We start from the raw sequence: 20,399 nt of genomic DNA on the forward strand, positions 1-20,399 counted from the left end.
GGGCGCGGCGGCGGCGGGAGGCCCGCGAAAAAATCTTCAGGCGCCGCGCCCGCGGCGGCGCACCGCCCGGGGCAGCGCGGTGGCCGACCGGCCGACCTTGAAGCTGACCGAGTTGCGGACGGAGTCGAGCTCGTCCCGCGCGCGGGCGAGCCGGTCCTCCGCGCGGGCCAGCCGGTCCTCGGAGTTCGCGAGGCGCTCCTTGAGCCTGCCCAACTCGTCCTTCTTCGGCCGCGCCGCCTTGCCCTTGATGCGGACGAGGTCGTGCCCGGCGACCCGCTGGACCTCGTGCCAGACGTCGTCGCGTCCGGCGAGCCAGTCGAGCAGCTCGGCCTGGACGGCGCCCGCGTCGCCCCACGTCCCGTACAGCTTCTGCGTGGTGACGCAGATCGGGCGGAGCCCGTCGTCGGCCACCGCCTCCCAGACGGCGGCGGCGACGCCGGGGGTGTGCTCGGAGCGGTAGTCGTCGCAGACGAGGAGGCCGTCCGGGGGGAGCATGACGTGCGCGGCCCGGATGTCGCCGTGCACGTGCTCGTACAGGTGGGACGCGTCCACGTGCACGAACCTGGCGCTGTCCGGTTCGACGTGGTCGAGGATCTCGGACGTCGGCCCCTGGACGATCTCCGGGAGCCGGTCGTGGAAGGCGCGGTAGTTCGCCTCGAAGGCGGTGCGGGTCAGGGTGGCGTACGACCCGTTCATCTCGGCCTGGTTCGAGTCGTCCGGTGCGTCGGAGTCGAACAGGTCGCAGACGGTGAAGGTCTCGCCGTCGCGCAGGTGGCGGCCGATGAGGATGGCGCTCTTGCCGAGGTAGGAGCCGAGCTCCACGAGGTCGCCCCGCTCGCCTCGGCGCTCCTGGCGTTCCAGGAACCAGGTGAAGAGCAGTTGGTCGACCTTGGGGAACCAGCCCCGGACGTCGTCGATTGAGGCGGGGAGGCGGGTCTGGCGGGTCTCTTCGCTGATCATGTTGGGAGGCTCCAACGTGTTCGGGGGCAGCGCGGAGCGGACCGGGCCCGCGGGGCCGGCCGTGATCCGCGCCGTGGCGGGAGAACGACGCTGCGATCCGGCGTATACCGGAGTCGTCATGATAGGCGAGGCGCGCCCGTTGGCAATTACGGGCCGTCGCCGGTCGGTCGCGGAAGGAGCTCTGGTCTCTGTGGGACGTACCAATGAGGGCGGACGGAGGACGGCGGCGCGGCGGCCCGCGGTGAGGCGCACGGTGAAGCGCGCGGTGGCGGCCGGAGCGGTCGCGGTGGCGCTGGCGGCGTTAGCGGGCGGGTGCCCGTCGGACTCGGGGGACTCCGGGGATTCGGCGGACGGCGGCGTGCGGGTGCGGCGCGGCGACGACTTCACGCTGCCCGGCTGGGTGCGCCCCTCGCCCAACTCGGGGCTCTTCTCCGAGACGGCGGCGCCCGAGTTCGGGGTCGACACCCGTTCGCTGGACGTGAGCTGGCGGCAGCTCCAGCCGGACGGCCCCGGCGAGGTCGCCACCGCCACGCCCGGCGCGGCGGAGGACATGACCTTCCAGCCGTACGCCAGGCAGCTGGCCGACCGGCGGCCGTTCTGGATGCGGATTTTCGCGAGCGGCACGAAATGGGCGCCCGACTGGGTCGCGGACGAGTGCGGGGCGGAGCGGATCGGCCCCGACTACGACGGGCAGTACCACCTGCCGCTCTGGAACGAGTGCGTATGGGGACGGCTCCTGGAGCTCTACCGGAAGGTGTTCGTCGAGCAGGGCCTGCGGGCGGACCCGCGGTTGCGGTTCGTCTATGTGCCGGGCGCGTTCACGTGGGCCGAATACGACTACGACATGATCAATGACGCGGCCGAGAAGGGGCTGACGTTCGAGGAGTACCAGGCGTGGTACCGGCATGCGTGGCGTGACCTGGTGGGCGTTTTCGGGCCGTACGCCTACAAGCTCGTGTTCACCGGCGAGGACTATCCGTGGGGCCCGTGGGGGTCGAAGACCGATCTGCTCACCAAGCAGGCGGTGGACGCGGGAATGGGCATCCGGACGGGCATCACCGAGGTCTTCAATTTCCATTTGAGCGAGGCCCCGTCCTACGGCAGCCGGATCCTGCCGGACGGGCACATGGCGGTGGACGAGTCCCTTCCCGTCCATGACGGGAGGCATGTCGCCGCCACCGAGAACGAGTGCTACAACGACTGCGACTTCAAGACGTCCGAACCCTATTACGCGGTCCGGCAGTCGAGCCTGAAGGCGTTGCAGTTGCGGATGAACTGGGTTTACGCGGTTCCGGGGCCGTCCTATATGAAGCAGTATCCGGAGCTGTGGAGATGGGTCCGGCTGAGCGTGGGGAAGACGGCGGCCGACTCGCCCGACGCGTGGGCGGCGCTCCGCGACGCCGAGGACACCTACTGGAAGAAGAAGCGGGGCCCGTTCACGGGCGCGCGCGAATGGCCGACCCGGCCGTGGGTGCGGAACCTCGAACGGTGGCTCGTCCAGCGGGACACCGGGCCGGACGGGCGGGCCCGGCGCTCCACGGCGGACGTCCACACCGGCGTCCTCGGGCCGGAGAACGGGACCGCGTACGAGGGGCTCAGCACCGACCGCGCGCACGGGCAGACGTCCCTGTACTTCGACGTCGACGACCGGTTCGCGCGCGGACTGCGCGGCCCCGCGCAGGTCAAGGTCACCTACCGGGACGCGGGCAAGGGCGCCTGGTGGATCGCCTACCAGGGCGGACGGTCGCCCGAGGTGCGCCGGACGGGCGACGGCCAGTGGAAGACCGCGACCGTGACGCTCCCCCGGCCGGTGTTCGCCAACGGCCTGAGCGGCCGGACCGACTTCCGGATCGCCACCGGCGAGGGCTCCGACCTGGACGTCCGGTTCGTCCGCGTCGTCCGGGAGCGGCCCGCCTGAGCGGGGTGCATGGCGTTTTCTGCTTCTTTCTCTACTCTTACGAGCAGAAGTGAGCATAGACTCTGCAAAAGCTGTCATCGTGCTCTTCGCCAGGAGGTTCCATGCCCGCCGACCGGACCACCAGCGAAATCGCGACGCAGCCGGAGTGCTGGCGGCGGGCGGCCGGGCTGGCGGCCGGGCTCGCCGGCCCGGCGGGCGGCGGCCCGCTCCCGGCGCGCGGCGAGCGGGTGGCGGTCGTCGGGTGCGGCACCTCGCTGTTCATGGCGCAGGCGTACGCGGCGCTGCGCGAGTCGGCCGGGCACGGCGAGACCGACGCGTTCGCCGCCTCGGAGACGCCGGCCGGCCGCCGCTACGACCGGGTGGTCGCGCTCTCCAGGTCCGGGACGACGACGGAGGTCGTCGACGTCCTCGCCCGGTTCGCCGGGACGGCCCGCACGACCGTGGTCACCGCCGTGCCGGACTCCCCCGCCGCCGAGCGCGCCGACCACGTGGTCGCGCTGGAGTTCGCGGACGAGGAGTCCGTCGTGCAGACCCGGTTCGCGACGACCCAGCTCGTCCTGCTGCGCGCCCACCTCGGCGAGGACGTGACGGCCGCGATCGCGGACGCGGAGGCCGCCGTCGCCGACCCGCTCCCCGCGGACCTGCTCGCCGCCGGGCAGTTCACCTTCCTCGGGCGCGGCTGGACGGTCGGCCTCGCGAGCGAGGCGGCGCTGAAGATGCGCGAGGCGGCCGGGTACTGGACGGAGGCGTACCCGGCCATGGAGTACCGGCACGGGCCGATCAGCGTCACCGGCCCGGGCCGCGCGGTGTGGATGCTCGGCGACCTCCCGGACGGCCTCGCCGCCCAGGTCGCGGCGACCGGCGGGCTGCTGCGCGCGGTCGCCGCCGACCCGCTGGCCGAGCTGGTCCGGGCGCAGCGGGCGGCGGTCGCGCTGGCGGCCGCCCGCGGCCTGGACCCGGACCGCCCCCGCCACCTCACCCGCTCGGTGATCCTGGACGGCGGGGCCCCCGGCGCATGATCCTCACGGTGACCCTGAACGCGGCGCTGGACGACACCTACGAGGTCCCGGACGCCCGGACCGGCGAGGTGAACCGGGTCGCGGCCGTGCACCGCAGGCCGGGCGGCAAGGGCGTCAACGTCGCGCGGATCCTGCACGGGCTCGGGCACGAGGTGGCGGCCGCCGGGCTCGCGGGCGGCACGACCGGCGCGGGGATCGAGGCGGGGCTCGCGTCCCTCGGCGTCCCGGCCGCGTTCACCCGGACGGCCGGGGAGTCGCGCCGGACGGTCACCGTCGTCGCCGCCGAGGTGACGGTGTTCAACGAGCCGGGCCCCGCGGTCACCGCCGCCGAGTGGGACGCGTTCGCCCGCGACTACGGGCGGCTGGCGCGGGACGCGGAGGTCGTCGTCCTGTCCGGGAGCCTGCCGCCGGGCGTGCCGCCGGACGCCTACGCGCGCCTCGCCCGGCTCGCGGACGCCCCGGTGATCCTGGACGCCGACGGGGAGGCGCTCCGGCTCGGGCTGGCGGGACGTCCCGAGATCGTGAAGCCGAACGCCGCCGAACTGGCCCGCGCGACCGGCGCCGCCGACCCGGCCGCCGGGATCCGCGCGCTGCGCGGCGCGGGCGCGGTCGTCGCCTCGCTCGGCGCGGACGGCGTGCTCGCCGCCACCCCGGACGGCGTGCTGCGCGCCGCGCTGGACCGCCCCGAGCCGGGCAACCCGACCGGGGCGGGCGACGCGCTCGCCGCCGGGCTCGCGGCCGGGCTGGCGGACGGGCTGCCGTGGCCGGAGCGGCTGCGCCGGGCGGTCGCGCTGGCCGCGGGCGCGGTCCGCTCCCCCGTCGCGGGCGAGGTCGACGCGGCCACGCTTCCCGCGCTGCTCGCGCGGGTCACCGTCCGGTCCGGGGAAGGTCGCGCCGAAGGAGGGCCATGCCGCTCGCGTCCATGAGTGAGGTCGTCGGGGGGCTCGCCGGAGCGCGGCGCGGGCTGGGCGCGTTCAACGCGATCCAGCTCGAGCAGGCGGAGGCGATCGTCGCGGGCGCCGAGCACGCCGGGGCGCCGGTCGTGCTGCAGGTGAGCGAGAACTGCGTCGCCTACCACGGCGCGCTCGCCCCGCTCGGGCGGGCCGTCCTCGAAGCGGGCCGGGCCGCCGCTGTGCCGGTCGTCGTCCACCTGGACCACGCGACGTCGCCGGACCTGGTGCGCGAGGCGGTCGCGCTCGGCTTCGGGTCGGTGATGTTCGACGCGTCGCGGCTCGGCCACGACGCGAACGTCGCGGCGACCGCCGAGGTGGCCGCGCGCTGCCACGCGGACGGCGTCTGGGTCGAGGCGGAGCTCGGCGAGATCGGCGGCAAGGACGGCGTGCACGCCCCGCACGCCCGCACCGACCCGGCCGAGGCCGCCGCCTACGTCGCGGCGACCGGCGTGGACGCGCTGGCCGTCGCGGTCGGGACGTCGCACGCGATGCTGACCCGCGACGGCGTCCTCGACCTGCCGCTGATCGCGCGGCTGCGGGCGGCGGTGCCCGTCCCGCTGGTGCTGCACGGGTCGTCCGGCGTGCCCGACGACGCGCTGGGCGCCGCCGTCGCGCACGGCATGACCAAGATCAACATCGCCACCCAGCTCAACAAGGTCTACACCGCCGCGATCCGGGACCGGCTGGCCGCCGACCCGGGGCTCGTCGACCCGCGCCGCTACGCCGCCGCGGGACGGGACGCCGTCGCCGCCGAGGTCGCGCGGCTGCTGGCGGTCATCCGCGCGGCGGGCCCACCGCGTAGGTGACGTGCGTGACGAGCGGCGTGTGCGCGACGCTCACCGGCGTGAGGTCGATGTCGCCGACGCCGGTGAACAGCCGCTCGCCCTCGCCGAGGACGATCGGCGCGATGTGCAGCCGCAGCTCGTCGATCAGCCCGGCGGCGAGGTACTGGTCGACGGTGTGCGCGCCGCCCGCGATCGCCACGTCCAGGTCGCCCGCCGCCTCCCTGGCCCGGGCGAGCGCCGCCTCGATCCCGTCGGTGACGAAGTGGAAGGTCGTGCCGCCCTTCATCTCGACCTTCTCCCTCGGGTGGTGGGTCAGGACGAACACGGGCGCGTGGTAGGGCGGGTCGTCGCCCCACCAGCCCGTCCAGTCGAGGTCCCAGTCGCCGCGCCCGGAGGTGAACATGTTGCGCCCCATGACGAACGCGCCCGCCGCCGTGATCGCCTCGATGGCGGCGGCGTTGGCGTCGGGCTCCTCGAACATCCACCGGTGCAGGCGCTCGCCGCCGTCGCCGAGCGGCTCGTCGAGGCGCTGGTCCGGGCCGGCCGCGCAGCCGTCGGCGGAGACGGTGATGTCGCAGGTCACCTTGCCCATCTCGGATCCTTCCGTCCGGGCGCCCGTCCGGCGCCGCTCAGCAGATGGTCGGAGCCGTTCCCGCGTCCTCGACATCCGTGCCGGAGGAATCATCGCGTGTTTCCGGCCGCCCGATCTCGTACCCGGCGGGCGGCAGGAGCAACGCCGGGAGCGGGACGTCGAGCGCGCGGCTGAGCGCGAGCAGCTCGTCGGCGTCGAACCGGCGCGGCGGCGCCGCCGTCTCGGCGTGCTCGACGTGCTCGGCCGTCCAGACGGCGCCGGTCAGCTCGGTGAGGGCGGCGGCGAGGGCCGTCCTCGGCAGGCCGCGGACGCGCCGCCACTGCCCGACGTTGACGGCGACCACCTGGTTCATGGTGGCGGCCGTCCTGGTCGTGGGCGGCAGCCCCTGCCGGTGCTTCCCCCTTCCCCACGCCTCCCGCAGGACGGTCGCCGGGATGGCGAGCGCGAGCAGCGCGGGCAGCGCCCACGGGTAGGCCGACGTCCGCGCCGTGAACCGGACCGGGCTGTCGATCCCGGTCAGCTCGCCGACCACCGCGTACCGTCCGAACGCCGGGCCCTGGAGCTTGACCTTGACGCTGAGCGTGCGCTCCTGGCCGGGGGCGAGGGTGCCGATGGCGGGGGCGTCCAGGACGCCGGTCGGGTCGGCGCCGCGCCCGGCGGCGAGGGTGAGCGGCGGGTCGGTGACCGGCGCCTTCCCGGTGTTGCGCACGGTGAACGTCACGGTCCGCTCGGCCGGGCCGCCGAACCAGGCGGCGGACGGTCCCCCGCCGTCCACCCGCACCCCGGACACGGTCAGGTCGCGGGACGGACCGGCGGCGGCGGTGCGACGCTGCGCGGCGGTGAGCGTCGGCACGCCCTTGATCGTCAGCGGGACGGTCCTGGCCCGTCCGCCCGCGACCGGACGCGCCGACACGACGCACGGGCAGCCGATCGGCGGCTGGACGACGGTGACCATCGCGGTGCCGCGCCCCTGCGCGTTGACGAACGTGGTGGCCGCCGCCGCGACGGCGCAGTCGGCCGAGCCGCGCGCCGCGCCGTTCCCGCACACCTCGATCAGGACGTTCCCGGACGGCCAGGCGGCGAGGTCGACGGTCACGGTCTGCCCCACCGCGACGTCGGTGCGGTCCACCTCGACGGACGGTCCGGGCGCCGCGAGCGCGAGACCGGCGAGGGCGGAGGCGAGCAGCGCGCTCATGGCCGCGTCCGGCGGCGGCGCAGCAGGACCAGGGCGGCGACGGCGGCCGCGACGGCGGCGACGGCCGCCCACGGCGTGGCCCACCACCCCGCCGTGCGGACGATGGGACGCGCCGTGCCCGCCGTCGCGTCCAGCGAGTCGTGCGGGGTGAGCTTCAGCGTGGCGGTCAGCGGCCCGGCGGGGAGCACGCCCCGGACGCGGTCGGTGAAGGTGTAGGCGTTGCCCGGCAGCAGCTCCGGCACCCGCCGGGTCGCGGCGTCGCCGAGCCCGACGCCGAACGGCCCGGTCACGCCGACCCGCGCGGAGGCCGTGAGCCGGACGTTGCCGACGTTCCGCAGCCGGTAGGTGACGTCGGCGCCGCCGCTCCCGAACGCCGGGTTCGCGGCCGCGACCTTCAGCGACTCCACCCGCAGCGACGGCGACAGCGCCCCGTTCACCCGCGCGTAGACGCGGGCGGCGACGCGGCGGTCCACGTTGACCCGCCGCCCCCGCGCGCCGGTGGCCTGCTCGGTGACGGCGGCGATCACGCCGCCGGAATGGTCGCCGGGCGTCGCGCCGTCCGGCACCGTCAGCGTGAACGGCACGGCCACGGACCCGCCGGGCTCGACGGTCCGCGCCGGGGCGCCCGCGACGGAGATCCAGGCGCCGACGTCGGCGGCGCGCCGGTCGGCGGTGAGGAGGGCGAACGAGCCGTCCGCCGTGTTGAACGCGTCGGTGGCGTACACGCGGAAGGTCAGCGGACGCCCGCTCAGGTTGGTGATCGTCACCTTGTCGCGCACCCGCTGCCCCGGGGACAGCGTGTAGACGAAGAAGTCCCGCCGGGACTGCCCGGCGGCGCCGGACGGCTTGACCGACCAGGCGAAACCACCGCCCGGCGCGGGCGCGGACGCGGGCGCGGACGCGGCGGCCCGCGCCGCGGGCGCCGGGAGGGCGGGGACGGCCAGGGCGGCGGCCGTCAGGAGGGCCCCGGCACGGGATGGGTTCATGGATCGGGCTCCGCGTACTCTCTGTCCGGGGCGGGGTGGGGATGCTTCGACCATTCCCACCCCGCCTTCGCTGGGGGTTTCGCTAGGAGAGGGTCGCTAGGAGAGGGTCAGGGTGAGGGTCGCGGTGTAGTCGCCCGGCGACGTGCCCGCCGGGACGCTCAGGTCCAGCCCCGCGCCCGCCTGGAACACGCCGCCGCTGCCGCCGGCGGCGGACGACGCCAGCGTCCGGGCCGCGCCGAACGCGCCCGCCGGGCCCGGCGTGACGCTGCCCTTCGAGCCGTCGTCGACCGTCCGCGCGGTCGGCGTCCAGGCCAGGTTCGCCTTCGGGATCGTCCCGCCCTGGGCGTGGCTGAAGTCGGTCACCTCGCCGACCAGGCTCCAGCCCGCCTGGGTGCCGCGCGCGTCGGTGACCGTGGCGGTGCGCAGCGCGCCCGTCGCGTGCTGCCCCGGCGCGACCGCGCCGAGTTGCGCGGTGTCGCCGTCGAGCGCGAGGGTGAGCGCGCCGTTGGTCACCGTCGCGTTGAGCGTCTGTTGGCCCGTTCCAGCCGGATCGGTGCCGGGGCCCGTGCCGGGGTCGGTCGGGTTCTCGCCTCCCGTGAACGTGACGGGGGTGAAGGTGTCCTGGCTCCGGTCGGCGGCGCCGTGCGCGGCCATCGTGATGATGTAGCACTGCGTCTTCAGGCAGTCGACGTCCTTGCCGCCGCCGTCGGTGTACTTGGCCTTCACGCCGCTGAGCGTGATGTCGAAGCTGCCGTCGGCGTTGAGCCTGCCCTGCCCGGACGACGGGTTGCCGTTGCGGTGCACCCACTTGGACACCTGGAACGCGCCCGCGTTGGTCGCGTAGTCGGGAGCCTTCGGCCCGAACACGACGTACACGCCGACGCCGCCGTTGGCGGCCGGGTCGAAGCCGGTGCCGTGGACGGTGAAGTCCTGCCCTGCGGGGTCGGCCCCGGACGTCGGGGTCGCGGTGGTGGCCGGGCCCGCGGCGAGCGCGGGCGCCGCGCCGAGCCCGATCGTGATCAGCCCGGCGGCGGCGAGCACGGCGCCGCTCCGGGTGATGCGTCTGGTCGCCTGTCTCATGCGCTTCCTCTCGCGGAGGGGAGATGGGGGACACGAAGGCAAGAACTTAGGTAAGCCTTACCTAATGCGAGGACTGTACCGGAGTCCGGGCCGGGATCAAGGGGTGTGATCGATGTCTCGGCGGCGCGCGGGGATGCGTCCCGACCTGCGGCGGAGCGCGGAGCGGACGATCAGCGCCGCCCCGGCGGCGGCCGCCGTCGTCGCCCAGAACGGCCACGGGGACGCGGCGCTCCCGCCGGAGACCGTCCGCTCGAACGCGCCCGCGGGCGAGGCCTCCGCGAGCGGCGTCCCGTCCGGGGTGGCGGTGGCGCCGGGCGTCGCCGACGCTCCGCCCGTGGCGGGCGCACCGCTCCGCGCTCCGCCGCCCGACGGCGCGCCGCCTCCGGTCGATCCGGGCCCCGCGTTCGGACCGTTCCCAGACCCGGAACCAGAGCCGGAGCCGGAGTCCTTGAAGGTGATGGGCGTGAAGGTGTCCTGGCTCCGGTCAGGGACGCCGTGCGCCGCCATCGTGATGACGTAGCAGGGCGTCTTGAGGCAGTCGACCTTCCTGCCGTCGCCGTCGGTGTACTTCGCCTTCACCGTGAGGCTCACCGAGAAGCCGCCGGACGCGCTCATCGGCGCCTGCCCGCCGCCCGACCCGCCGGGATGCACCCAGGTCGCGGAGAGGTAGGCGTTGGAGTTGGTCGCCCAGTCCGAGCCGCGCGGGCCGAAGACGACGTAGACGCCGAAGCGGTTGTTGCGCGCCGGGTCGAACCCGGAGCCGCGGACGGTGACCGTCTGCCCGGCCGGGTCGAGGCCGGACGCCGGGGACACCCGCACCGCCGCCGCGAACGCGGGCGCGGGCGCGAGGACGAGCAGTCCGGCGGCCGTCGCGGCGACGACGGCGCCCCGCCGGGACGCTGTGAAGTTAGGCAAGGCTCACCTCTTAAAAGTTAGGCAAGCCTAAGCTAATGTAAGCGCGAATCTCGGTAAAGGCCCAGGTGGGCCACGGATCGCCTTCGAAGGACTGACCCCCGATGCACAGCCCGACGCCCGCACCCCGTCCCTCCGCGCCGCCCGCACGCCGTCCCTCCGCGCCGCCCGCGCGCCCGATCGGGGCGCGCTCCATCGCGGCGCTCGCCGGTTCGGCCGCCGCCTGCCTCGCGTTCGCCGCCTCCCCCGCGCACGCGGACGCGGGGACGGCGCGCGGGCCGTCCGGGCAGACGCTGACCGTCTCGCGGGCGGACGGCCTGCCCGCCGAGGGCGCGACCGTCCGCGTCAAGGGCTCGGGGTTTGACGCGCGCAAGGGCGTCTACATCGCGCTGTGCAAGGACAACGGGCCGGGCAGGGCGCCCACGCCCTGCGGCGGCGGCGCGGACACCTCCGGGAAGGCCGGGGCGTCGCAGTGGGTGTCGTCCAACCCGCCGCCGTACGGGAAGGGGCTGGCCGTCCCGTACGGGACGGGTGGAACGTTCGAAGTGACGATCCGGATCGGGGCCGCGCTGTCCGGCTCGGTCGACTGCGCGAAGGCGCGGTGCGCCGTCGTCTCCCGGTCCGACCACACGCGGAGCGCGGACCGGTCGCAGGACGTCCGGGTGCCGGTGTCCTTCGACGGCGGCGACGGCGGGTTCCCGGTGTGGGCGTGGGCGGCGGCCGGTGCGGGCGCGGCGGCGGTGGCCGGAGGCGGCGGCGCGCTGCTCGCCGCGCGCCGCCGCCGAGGCGGGTCCGCCGGGGCCGCCGCGTGAAGCGGGGCGCGGCCGGGCTCCGGGGCATGGCGCTCGCGCTGGGCGGCGCGCTGCTGCTCGGCGCGTGCGGCATCGGGACGGCCGACGTCTCCGCGGGCGGCGACGACCCGGGCGCGCGCTGCGGCCCGGGGACGGTCGCCGCGCCCCAGGGCGACCCGGTTCCGGTCGGGAAGCCGCCGGCGCCGCGGCTGCCGGTGACCGTCCGGTCCGCGGACGGCAGGGACGTGACGGTCCGCGACGCGCGGCGCGTCCTCGCCGTCAACCTGTACGGCTCGCTCGCGGAGATCGTGTACGCGCTCGGCCTCGGCGACCGGCTCGTCGGGCGCGACGTCTCCACCACGTTCCCCGCCGCCCGCGCGCTGCCGCTCGTCACCGGGCAGGGCCACGACCTGTCCGCCGAGGGCGTGCTGAAGCTGAACCCGTCCGTCGTGATCGCCGACCGGAGCATCGGGCCGCCGGAGGTGCTCGACCAGCTCCGGGAGTCCGGCGTGCCGGTGGTGCTGGTCGACGACCGGCAGACGCTGCCCGCGATCGGCCCGCACATCCGCGCGGTGGCGGCGGCGCTCGGCGTCCCGGACGCGGGCCGCGACCTCGCCGCGAGGGTCGACGCGCGGCTCAAGGGCGGCGCGCGGACGTCCGGCTCGAAGCTCACGGTCGCGTTCCTCTACCTGCGGGGCAGCGCGGGCGTGTACCTGATCGGCGGGAAGGGCGCCGGGTCGGACGCCATGATCCAGGCGGCCGGGGCGGTCGACGCGGGCACGAAGCTCGGCCTGTCCGGCTTCCGGCCGCTGACCAGCGAGGGGCTGATCAACGCGGCGCCGGACGTGCTGCTCGTGCTGACCGCCGGGCTGAACTCGGTCGGCGGCGTGTCCGGCCTGCTCAAGCTGCCCGGCGTCGCGCAGACCCCGGCCGGGCGCAACCGCCGGGTCGTGGACGTCGCCGACGGCTCCCTGCTCTCCTTCGGCCCGCGCACCGGCGAGACGGTCACGGCGCTCGCCGCCGCGGTGCACCGGACATGCTGAGGAAGAGGGAGGCGCCCGCGCGGCGGGTGCGCGGGGCCGTCCTGCTGGCGGTGCTCGGCGTGGTGCTGCTGGCGCTGTGCGTCGTCGCGGCGGGGCTCGGGCAGGTGAACGTGCCGCCGGACCAGGTCGTCGGGTCGGTCCTGCACCGGATCGGGCTGGACGTCGGGCCGCGCCCGGCCGCCCCGCAGGGCGACAGCGCGCTGTGGATCGTCCGGTTCCCGCGCGTCGCGCTGGCCGTCGTCACCGGCGCGGCGCTCGGCTGCTCGGGCGCCGTCATGCAGGGCGTGTTCGGCAACCCGCTGGCCGAGCCCGCCGTCATCGGCGTGTCGTGGGGCGCGGCGGTCGGCGCCGCGACCGTCATCGTGTTCGGGCTGACCGTGCTCGGCGACTGGACGATCGTCGCCGCCGCGTTCGCGACCGGGCTCGTCACGACGCTGCTGGTGTACGCGGTGTCGCGGTCCGCCGGCCGGACCGAGGTGGTGACGCTGCTGCTCACCGGCATCGCGGTGAACGCGGTCGCGAGCGCGCTGCTCGGGCTGCTGATGTTCGCGGCGGGCAACGACGCGCTGCGGGCGATCACGTCCTGGAACCTCGGCAGCCTCGCGGGCGCGCGCTGGAGCTCGGTCGCGACCGTCGCGCCGCTCGCCGCCGCCGGGATCGCGGTCGCGCTCGGCTGCGCCCGGCGGCTCGACCTGCTCTCGCTCGGCGAGCGCACCGCCCGGCACCTCGGCGTGCACGTCGAGCGGCTGCGGTTCACCGCGATCGTGGTGATCGCGCTGCTGACGTCGGCGGCGGTGGCGTTCGCCGGGGTCATCTCGTTCGTCGGGCTGGTCGTCCCGCACCTGGTGCGGCTGGTCGCGGGGCCCGCGCACCGGACGCTCGTCCCGGCGAGCGCGCTCGGCGGCGCGATCGTACTGGTCGCGGCCGACCTCGTCGCGCGGACGGCGATCGCCTACCAGGAGCTGCCGCTCGGCGTGCTGACCGCGCTGCTCGGCGGGCCGTTCTTCTTCTGGCTGCTGCGCCGCGCGCGGCACGGCTCGGGCGGCTGGGCATGATCGGCGCACGGGGCGTGACCGGCGTGCTGGGCCGCCGCGCGCGGGCGCCGCGCCCCGTCCCGACGGGGACGGCGGCGATCGAGGTGCGCGGGCTGCGCGTCGAGCGGGGCGCCCGGACGGTCCTCGACGGCGTCGACCTCACCGTCCGGACCGGGGAGGTGCTGGCGCTCGTCGGCCCGAACGGCGCGGGCAAGTCGACGCTGCTCGCGGCGGTCGGCGGGGACGTCGCGTCCGCCGGGGACGTCGCGGTCGACGGCGCGCCGCTCGCGTCCTGGAGCCACGCCGAGCTCGCGATGCGGCGCGCGATCCTGCTCCAGCGGCAGGCGGTGTCGTTCCCGTTCACCGTCGCGCAGGTCGTCGCGATGGGGCGCGCCCCCTGGGCCGGGACGCCGCTGGAGGACGACGACGAGGCCGCGATCGCCGAGGCGATGAGCCAGACCGACGTCGCCGGGTTCGCGGAGCGTCCCTACCCCCGGCTGTCCGGCGGGGAGCAGGCGAGGGTCGCGCTGGCGCGCGTCCTCGCGCAGCGGACCGGCGCCCTCCTGCTGGACGAGCCGACCGCCGCCCTCGACCTGCACCACCAGGAGATGGTGTTCGAGGTCGTCCGGGAGCGGGCCGCCTCCGGGGCGGCCGTCGTCGCGGTCGTGCACGACCTCGGCCTCGCCGCCGCGCACGCCGACCGCGTCGCGGTGCTCGCGGACGGGCGGCTGGCCGCCTGCGGCCCGCCCGCCGAGGTCCTCACGGCGGAGCTGCTCAGCGCGGTGTACCGGCACGACATCGAGGTCGTCCCGCATCCGCGGACGGGCCGCCCGCTGATCCTGCCGCGCCGTCCCGCGCCGGGCTGACGCCGCCGCCCCGGCGGAATGGTGGAAGCGTTGAACCGGGACCCCCGCAAGGCCCGTGCTGTTGGTTGTCGCGACAGCGGCCGAGGGACCGAGCCTGGGAGGACGCGCTGACCACCGAGAGCCGCGTGGAGCGGGAGAAGGAGACCGAGGTCGAGACGGAGACCGGGGCCGCGGCCGACGAGGCGCCGCCGGAGCGGCCGCGATGGCGGCGGGTGGCGGCGCGGGCCGTCACCGTGTCCGCCTTCCTGTTCGTGCTGGCCGCCCTCGTCATGCCGGCCGAGTACGCCCGGCTGACACCGCTGGCGTTCGTGCGCGTCCCGATCGAGGGCGTCGTGGGCGTCGCCGTCGTCCTCGTCGCGCCGGCGCGGTGGCGGCGGGTCGCCGCGGGGACGGCGGGGGCCGTCCTCGGGGTGCTGACCGTCCTCAAGGTGATGGACATCGGGTTCGACGCGGTGCTCGTCCGGCCGTTCGACCTGGTGCTCGACTGGCCGCTGCTGCGTCCGGCCGTGGAGTTCGTCAGCGGGTCGGCGGGGCCCGCCGGGGCGGTCGGCGCGGTGGCCGCCGTGGTGCTGCTGACGGTCGGGGTCGTGGTGCTCATGGCGCTGTCGGCGGTGCGGCTCGGCCGCGTGGCCGTCCGGCACGACCGGAAGGCGGCGGGCGCGGCGGCGGTGCTCGGCGTCACGTGGGCGGTGTGCGCGGCGTTCGGCGTCCGGTTGGTGGACGGCGTGCCGGTCGCGTCGGGCAGCGCCGCCGTCCTCGCCTACGACCACGCCCGCGCGGTGCGGACGAGCCTCGACGACAAGAAGGAGTTCGCGAAGGCGTCGGCGGTCGACGCGTTCCGCGACACCCCGAACGACAGGCTGCTGACCGGGCTTCGCGGCAAGAACGTCCTGCTGGCGTTCGTGGAGAGCTACGGCCGCTCCGCCGTGGAGAGCCCGCAGTACGCGCCGGGCGTCGACCCCGTCCTGGACGACGGCACGCGGCGGCTGCGCGCCGCCGGGTTCTCCGCGCGCAGCGGCTGGCTCACGTCGCCGACGGCGGGCGGCGGGAGCTGGCTCGCGCACGCCACCCTGCTGTCCGGGCTGTGGGTCGACAACCAGCAGCGGTACCGGACGCTCGTCGACAGCGACCGGCTGACGCTCAACAAGGCGTTCCGCCGCGCGTCCGCGCGGACGGTCGCGCTCATGCCCGCCATCACCCGCGCCTGGCCGGAGGGCTCGTTCTTCGGCTACGACAAGGTCTACGACTACCGCAACCTCGGGTACAAGGGGTCGCGGTTCAGCTTCGCCACCATGCCCGACCAGTACACGCTGTCGTTCTTCCAGCGGACCGAGCTCGCCCGGAAGGACCGCGGGCCCGTGATGGCGGAGACGGCGCTCGTGTCGAGCCACGCGCCGTGGGCGTCCATCCCGCGGCTCGTCCCGTGGGACGCGGTCGGCGACGGCGCCGTGTTCAAGGACATGGGCAAGGGGTACGACGCGCCGTGGCCGTCCGGCGGGCGGATGCGCGAGGAGTACCGCAAGTCGATCGAGTACACGCTGAACACGCTCGTCTCCTACGTGCAGACCTACGGGGACGACGACACCGTGCTCGTCTTCCTCGGCGACCACCAGCCCGCGCCGCTCATCACGGGGGCCGGCGCGAGCAGGGACGTGCCGATCACGATCGTCGCGAAGGACAAGGCGGTGCTGGACAAGGTGTCGGGGTGGGGCTGGCAGGACGGTCTACGGCCCGCGCGCAACGGCCCCGTCTGGCCGATGAGCGCCTTCCGCGACCGGTTCCTCACCGCGTTCGGCGGCTGACCGGACCCGGACGAGGGAGGGCGGTGAGGTGACCTCGCGGCGATGGGCCGCCGTCCTCGCCGTGGCGGCGCTGCTGGCCGGAATGGCGGCCGCGATGGTCTCCACGGCCGTGGCGCAGTCACCGACCATTGACGAACCGGTGTACGTGGCGACGGGCGTCGTCTATCTCAAAGAGCACGATCTCGAATACAACGCGGAGCATCCGCCGCTGGGGAAACTGCTCATCGGCGCCGGGGCCGTGGCGGGCGGAGTGAATCTCGATCCTTCGTTCACGGGGTCGGAGCAGGACGTCGGACGGCACCTGCTGTTCGAGTCGGGGAACGACGCGCAGCGGGTCATGCTGGCGGCACGGCTGCCGGTCATCGTCCTGACCTTGTGTTTCGGGCTGGTCGTCTTCTTTTTCGCCCGCGACCTCTGCGGGACGCGCGGCGGGCTCGTCGCGCTCGTCCTTTTCGCCTTCTCCCCCGACGTCATCGCGCACGGGTCATTGGCGACGCTCGACGTGCCCATGGCCGGATTCCTGCTAACGGCGGTGTGGTCGCTGTGGCGGGCGCGGGACCGGCGTCCGGGGCTCTACGTCCCGCTGGCCGGGGTGGCGCTCGGCGCGGCGGTGGCGACCAAGATGAGCGCCCTCCCGGCGATTCCCGTGCTGATGGGGCTGGCGGTGTTCTCGGTCTGGCCATCGAGCGTGCGGCGCCGCGTCGCCGCCGGGGCCGCGGTCGCGGGCATCGCGGTGGCGGTGGTGTGGGCGACTTACCTGGCCGTCGATCCGAGACTGCGCTGGACGACGCCCCCCGACGTGCCCGACATCGGCGGATGGCGCGGCCTCGCCACCGACCGGCTGCCGTTCCCCGCGCCGTTCCGGGACGGAATGCGCATCCAGTTCGGCTTCGAGGACATGCGCTGGACGAGTTTCCTCTTCGGCCACGCCTACCAAGGATCGCGCTGGTATTACCTCCCGGCGGCGCTCTTGGTGAAGACTCCGCTCGGAATGCTCGCGCTCTGGGCGGCGGGCATCGCCGCGTTGTGGGCCGTTCCGCGTCTCCGTCCGGCGGCGCCCTACGTCCTTCTCCCGGCGGCGGTGCTGGTCGCGGTGGCGATGACGGGGGCGCGGGATCTCGGCGTCCGGTACGTGGTGTTCGTTCCGATGTTCCTCGCCGTCGCGGCGGGCGGCACGGCCTTGCTCCGCCGCCGATGGGTCCCGGTCGCCACGGGGGCGCTGCTGCTGTTCGTCGCCGTCAGTTCACTGCGGACGTATCCGTATTACCTGCCGTATTCGAATGAGGCGTTCGGCGGGCCGTCCAGGACACATCTGCGCCTGCACGACTCCAATGTCGACTGGGGGCAGGATCTGAAACGGCTCGCCGACCGGCTCCGCGACGACCATTCCGGCGAGCGGGTGTGGCTCGCCTACAAGGGCAGCGGCGTCCCGTCCTGGTACGGGATCCGCGCCTCCGACCCGCTTACTACGCCGCCCGCTCAGGTGCACGGGCTGCTGGCCGTGTCGGACAGCCGGCTCGCCAAGGACGACCCCCGGATCGTCGCGCTGACCGCGACCAGCGAGCGGGTCGGGGACGTCGGCCACTCCATCACCCTCTTCCGCCGCCCCTAGCGGCGGCTGTGGGCGCGGGCCCAGAGCGCGGGCCAGCCGCCCGCCCCGAGCCACGACGCCGGGACGCGCAGCCCGTGCGCGGCGACCTCGTCCGAGAGGCGCCCCGTGTCCGCGCCGAGTTCGCGGGCGGCGGGCAGGGCGCGCCGCCACGGGCCGTCCTCGTCGGCGAGCGTCGTGACCGGGTATCCGGGGACGGTCGCGGCCCCCGGCGCGGCCACCGCGCACAGCTCCGCGTCCGGGGCCGCGCAGGTCACCGCCACGGTGAGCGCGCAGAGCAGCGGCTCGGCGGCGTGCCGGGCGACGGCGCGGGCGAGGACCGGGTCGTCCTGGCCGGCGAGCCGCCCGACCGCGCGCCGGATCCGGCGCCCGGCGAGGTCGAGCGCGTAGGCGTCGGCGACGCCGGGCAGCTTGACGAGGCGGCGCAGCGTCTTCGGCAGCGGCGGCTCGTCCAGCAGGAGCGGGAGCCGGTCGAAGCGCTCGCGCAGCGCCGGGTCGAGGGCGTCGAGCGCCGCCGCGAGCGGGCGGCGGCCGGTCGCCGTCCACAGCGCGCCGAGGTCGGCCGCGCCCGTGTCCAGCGCCCGCCGGACGGCGCCCGCGAGCTGCGCGGCGCCGAGCCGCCGCAGCCGGACGAGCGCCGCGTCCGGCGGGGTCGCGGCGACGGCGGCGAACACGGCGAGGACGCCGGGGCCCGGCAACGCGTCCCGCGCGAGCGGCTCGAGCGCCGGGCCGACCTCCTCGACCAGCCGGGGCGCGCCGCGCCGCCGCGCCGGCCGGACCGGCGGCGGCTCGTCCACGATCCCGGCCGGGGCGTCCGGGACCGCGCCGGGGATCGAGGCGACCCAGGCGCGGAAGCGGCGCTCCAGCTCCGCGTCCGGCTCGTCGTTGAACCGCGCCGCGATCTCGCTGACCCGCCAGCCCCGCGCCCCCGGGCGCAGCGGCCACAGCTCGGCGTTCGCGACCAGCGCGCCGCGCGCGTCGTACAGCCCGGCGAGCCCGCTGCGCCCCTTCCGGGCGTCCTCGACGTAGCCGGGCGAGGCGATGCAGTTGCCCATGAAGTCCGCCCATTCGGACAGGTCGCGGGCGGTGCGGGCGATCCTGACCCGGACCCCGGCGCCGGGGACGGCGGCCCCGTCCCGCTCCAGCAGCGGCGCCGGGACGGCGAACTCGCCGGTCAGCGCCTCGGCGATCGCGGTGCCGGACAGCAGGGCGGCGGTGAGGTCCGGCCACGTCCGCGCGTGCCGGGGCGGGACGCCGCCGAGCGCGACGAGCTGCGCCGCCCCGGACGCGGCGAGCGTGACCGAGTCGAGCCGGGGCGCGAGCGGGTCGGCCGGAGGCGGCTCCGGGTCGTGCTCGAACCAGGGCTCGCCGGTGCCGGGCGTGGGCGCCGCCCGCTCGTGCCCGTGGACCCGGGCGAGCGCGTCGACCAGGTCGGCGTACCAGAGCAGGTCCCCGACCGTCTCCGCGGCGGCGGGGTCCGGGTCCGCGGCGAGCCGTTCGTAGAGGGGCGCGGTGTCCGGCTGGAGGATGTTCGTCCACTTCGGGATGCCCGCCCAGCCGGCCGGGGGGCGCCCGTACCCGGCGACGCCGCGCCAGCTCCGCAGGTCGGCCGCCGCCCACCGGCGCGGCGCCCCGGTGCGGACGGAGACGGCGAGGCCGATCGCCTCGGCCGCGTCCGCCACGATCAGCAGGGCGAGGTCGCGGGCGGAGGCCAGCCGGGGCTGGACGTACGCGGCGAGCTTGGCGTCGCGGGCGCCCCCGCCGGAGACCCTGCGGTGGAGGTCGCGCAGGTAGGGGGCGGGACGCGACGGCAGCCCCGTCAGGCCCGGCACGCGGCGCCGCGCGAGCCCGGCGGCCTGCTCGTCCACCAGGGCGGAGGCGGCGGCGAGCAGGTCGGCGGAGCGGGCGAGGCCGTCGTGCGGCCCGTGGTCGGCGACGGCCACGGCGGTCCGGAGCAGGGCCGTGGCGCCGAGCGCGTCCTGCAGCAGGCGGTCGAGCCGGACGCGGACGTACGCCTCGTCCGGCACCCAGCGGGCGGCGTCCCCGAGGGACGGCTCCCTCCCCCGGAGGGACATGCGCACCCGCCACAGGACTTCGGCGTCCTCGTCGTGGCGGCGGCGCAGGCGCAGCGCGTCGACGCGGCCGCGCCTGCTCTGCGTCGCGAGCCGCCGCTGCCGCCGCGCGGCCGCCGCGTGGTGGTCCAGGACCCGGCCCCACAGGTCGGTGATCAGGTCGAGGCGGCGGCGCCGGGGCACCGGCTCCAGCACCTGCCGCAGGTGCCGGGCGAGCGCGGACGGCGGCCCGCCCGGGATGACGGCGGCGTCCCCCGCCTCCCCCGCGTCCAGCGCGAGGACGCGTTCGAGCTGCTCGGGGCCGAGGACGTCGCTCGCCGCCGCGGCGAGGTGCAGCGCCGCCCACCGTCCCTCGGCGGCGGCGCGCCCGGCGGCGGCGCCGACCGGCTTCGTGACGGCGGGCCCGAACAGCGCCACGAGGAACGCGCTCCGCTCGCCGAGCCGCGCCGCCCCGGCCGGGCCGACGGCGCGGAGGGCGGCGAGGACGGCGTCGCGCTGGTCGCCGCGCGCCCCGGCGAGCCGCGCGGACCGGAAGCCCGCGCCGAGGTCGACGCCCGCGCCCGCCGCCACCGCCCCGCCGTCCGCGACGAGCCTGGACAGCTCGGCGACGGCGTGCCGGACGTCGGCGTCGTCCGCGCCGTCCGGGCCGAGCGCGACGGGTTCGCCGGGCCGCGCGTCGGCGCCGTCCGGCAGGCGCGCCGGACCTGCCGGGCGCGCCGCCCACGCGGCACGGCCCGACGCCACCACGCCGCCGGCGAGCCTGATCTTCACGCGTCCCATGA

The 20,399-nt window shown here is 76.2% G+C and carries 17 protein-coding genes; 10 read left to right on the forward strand and 7 right to left on the reverse strand.

Features of this window, described 5'->3' with window-relative positions:
• Positions 1-36: 36 nt before the first annotated feature.
• The gene (locus ACH01S_RS09630) at positions 37-960 is read right to left on the reverse strand and encodes a class I SAM-dependent methyltransferase (RefSeq protein WP_067888100.1); all 924 of its coding nucleotides are present in this window, start codon (positions 958-960) and stop codon (positions 37-39) included.
• Positions 961-1,150: 190 nt separating this feature from the next.
• Between ACH01S_RS09630 and ACH01S_RS09635 the strand changes: the two genes are divergently transcribed.
• From ACH01S_RS09635 to ACH01S_RS09650, 4 genes are all read left to right on the forward strand, one after another.
• Entirely contained in the window at positions 1,151-2,878 is a 1,728-nt protein-coding gene (locus tag ACH01S_RS09635) for a hypothetical protein (protein ID WP_148344649.1), read from the forward strand.
• Between the two features lie 101 nt (positions 2,879-2,979).
• The gene (locus ACH01S_RS09640) at positions 2,980-3,897 is read left to right on the forward strand and encodes an SIS domain-containing protein (protein WP_067888106.1); all 918 of its coding nucleotides are present in this window, start codon (positions 2,980-2,982) and stop codon (positions 3,895-3,897) included.
• A gap of 8 nt (positions 3,898-3,905) precedes the next feature.
• Complete coding sequence (locus tag ACH01S_RS09645; RefSeq protein ID WP_246237068.1) at positions 3,906-4,823, forward strand: 1-phosphofructokinase family hexose kinase; 918 nt, start codon at positions 3,906-3,908, stop codon at positions 4,821-4,823.
• A complete protein-coding gene (locus ACH01S_RS09650) occupies positions 4,805-5,656 on the forward strand; it encodes a class II fructose-bisphosphate aldolase (RefSeq protein ID WP_067888112.1) in 852 nt (283 codons plus the stop codon). The genes ACH01S_RS09645 and ACH01S_RS09650 overlap by 19 nt, the downstream gene beginning before the upstream one ends.
• Here the strand turns inward: ACH01S_RS09650 and ACH01S_RS09655 are convergent.
• From ACH01S_RS09655 to ACH01S_RS09675, 5 genes are all read right to left on the reverse strand, one after another.
• Positions 5,625-6,227, reverse strand: coding sequence for a dihydrofolate reductase family protein (locus ACH01S_RS09655; RefSeq protein WP_067888115.1), 603 nt, complete (start codon positions 6,225-6,227; stop codon positions 5,625-5,627). The two genes, ACH01S_RS09650 and ACH01S_RS09655, sit on opposite strands and share 32 nt — an antisense overlap.
• 37 nt (positions 6,228-6,264) lie before the next feature.
• Complete coding sequence (locus tag ACH01S_RS09660) at positions 6,265-7,422, reverse strand: hypothetical protein (protein ID WP_067888118.1); 1,158 nt, start codon at positions 7,420-7,422, stop codon at positions 6,265-6,267.
• Positions 7,419-8,408 carry a WxL protein peptidoglycan domain-containing protein gene (locus ACH01S_RS09665; protein WP_067888121.1) on the reverse strand — a complete coding sequence of 330 codons (990 nt, stop codon included), beginning with the start codon at positions 8,406-8,408 and terminating at the stop codon, positions 7,419-7,421. The genes ACH01S_RS09660 and ACH01S_RS09665 overlap by 4 nt, the downstream gene beginning before the upstream one ends.
• A gap of 96 nt (positions 8,409-8,504) precedes the next feature.
• Positions 8,505-9,488 (reverse strand): WxL domain-containing protein, encoded by a 984-nt coding sequence (locus tag ACH01S_RS09670; protein WP_067888124.1) that lies wholly within the window; start codon positions 9,486-9,488, stop codon positions 8,505-8,507.
• A 96-nt stretch (positions 9,489-9,584) separates the two neighbouring features.
• Complete coding sequence (locus tag ACH01S_RS09675) at positions 9,585-10,403, reverse strand: neocarzinostatin apoprotein domain-containing protein (protein WP_067888127.1); 819 nt, start codon at positions 10,401-10,403, stop codon at positions 9,585-9,587.
• 101 nt (positions 10,404-10,504) lie between these two features.
• Between ACH01S_RS09675 and ACH01S_RS09680 the strand changes: the two genes are divergently transcribed.
• From ACH01S_RS09680 to ACH01S_RS09705, 6 genes are all read left to right on the forward strand, one after another.
• Positions 10,505-11,212, forward strand: coding sequence for a neocarzinostatin apoprotein domain-containing protein (locus ACH01S_RS09680; protein ID WP_246237066.1), 708 nt, complete (start codon positions 10,505-10,507; stop codon positions 11,210-11,212).
• On the forward strand, positions 11,209-12,234 hold the full coding sequence (locus ACH01S_RS09685) for a heme/hemin ABC transporter substrate-binding protein (RefSeq protein WP_246237064.1): 1,026 nt from the start codon (positions 11,209-11,211) through the stop codon (positions 12,232-12,234). The genes ACH01S_RS09680 and ACH01S_RS09685 overlap by 4 nt, the downstream gene beginning before the upstream one ends.
• Positions 12,228-13,289: a FecCD family ABC transporter permease gene (locus ACH01S_RS09690; protein WP_067888130.1), complete on the forward strand. Its 1,062-nt coding sequence runs from the start codon at positions 12,228-12,230 to the stop codon at positions 13,287-13,289. The genes ACH01S_RS09685 and ACH01S_RS09690 overlap by 7 nt, the downstream gene beginning before the upstream one ends.
• Positions 13,286-14,134, forward strand: a complete 849-nt coding sequence (locus ACH01S_RS09695) for a heme ABC transporter ATP-binding protein (protein WP_067888133.1) — start codon at positions 13,286-13,288, stop codon at positions 14,132-14,134. The genes ACH01S_RS09690 and ACH01S_RS09695 overlap by 4 nt, the downstream gene beginning before the upstream one ends.
• 125 nt (positions 14,135-14,259) lie before the next feature.
• Positions 14,260-15,936 carry a sulfatase-like hydrolase/transferase gene (locus tag ACH01S_RS09700; RefSeq protein WP_218010204.1) on the forward strand — a complete coding sequence of 559 codons (1,677 nt, stop codon included), beginning with the start codon at positions 14,260-14,262 and terminating at the stop codon, positions 15,934-15,936.
• Between the two features lie 28 nt (positions 15,937-15,964).
• Complete coding sequence (locus ACH01S_RS09705) at positions 15,965-17,548, forward strand: ArnT family glycosyltransferase (protein ID WP_218010205.1); 1,584 nt, start codon at positions 15,965-15,967, stop codon at positions 17,546-17,548.
• On the opposite strand, the gene ACH01S_RS09710 is transcribed toward ACH01S_RS09705, so the two are convergent.
• Complete coding sequence (locus ACH01S_RS09710; protein WP_157406274.1) at positions 17,545-20,388, reverse strand: hypothetical protein; 2,844 nt, start codon at positions 20,386-20,388, stop codon at positions 17,545-17,547. The two genes, ACH01S_RS09705 and ACH01S_RS09710, sit on opposite strands and share 4 nt — an antisense overlap.
• Positions 20,389-20,399: the final 11 nt, after the last annotated feature.

Origin of the sequence: Actinomadura chibensis NBRC 106107, assembly GCF_001552135.1 — a bacterium.
In the GTDB taxonomy this organism is placed as follows: domain Bacteria; phylum Actinomycetota; class Actinomycetes; order Streptosporangiales; family Streptosporangiaceae; genus Spirillospora; species Spirillospora chibensis.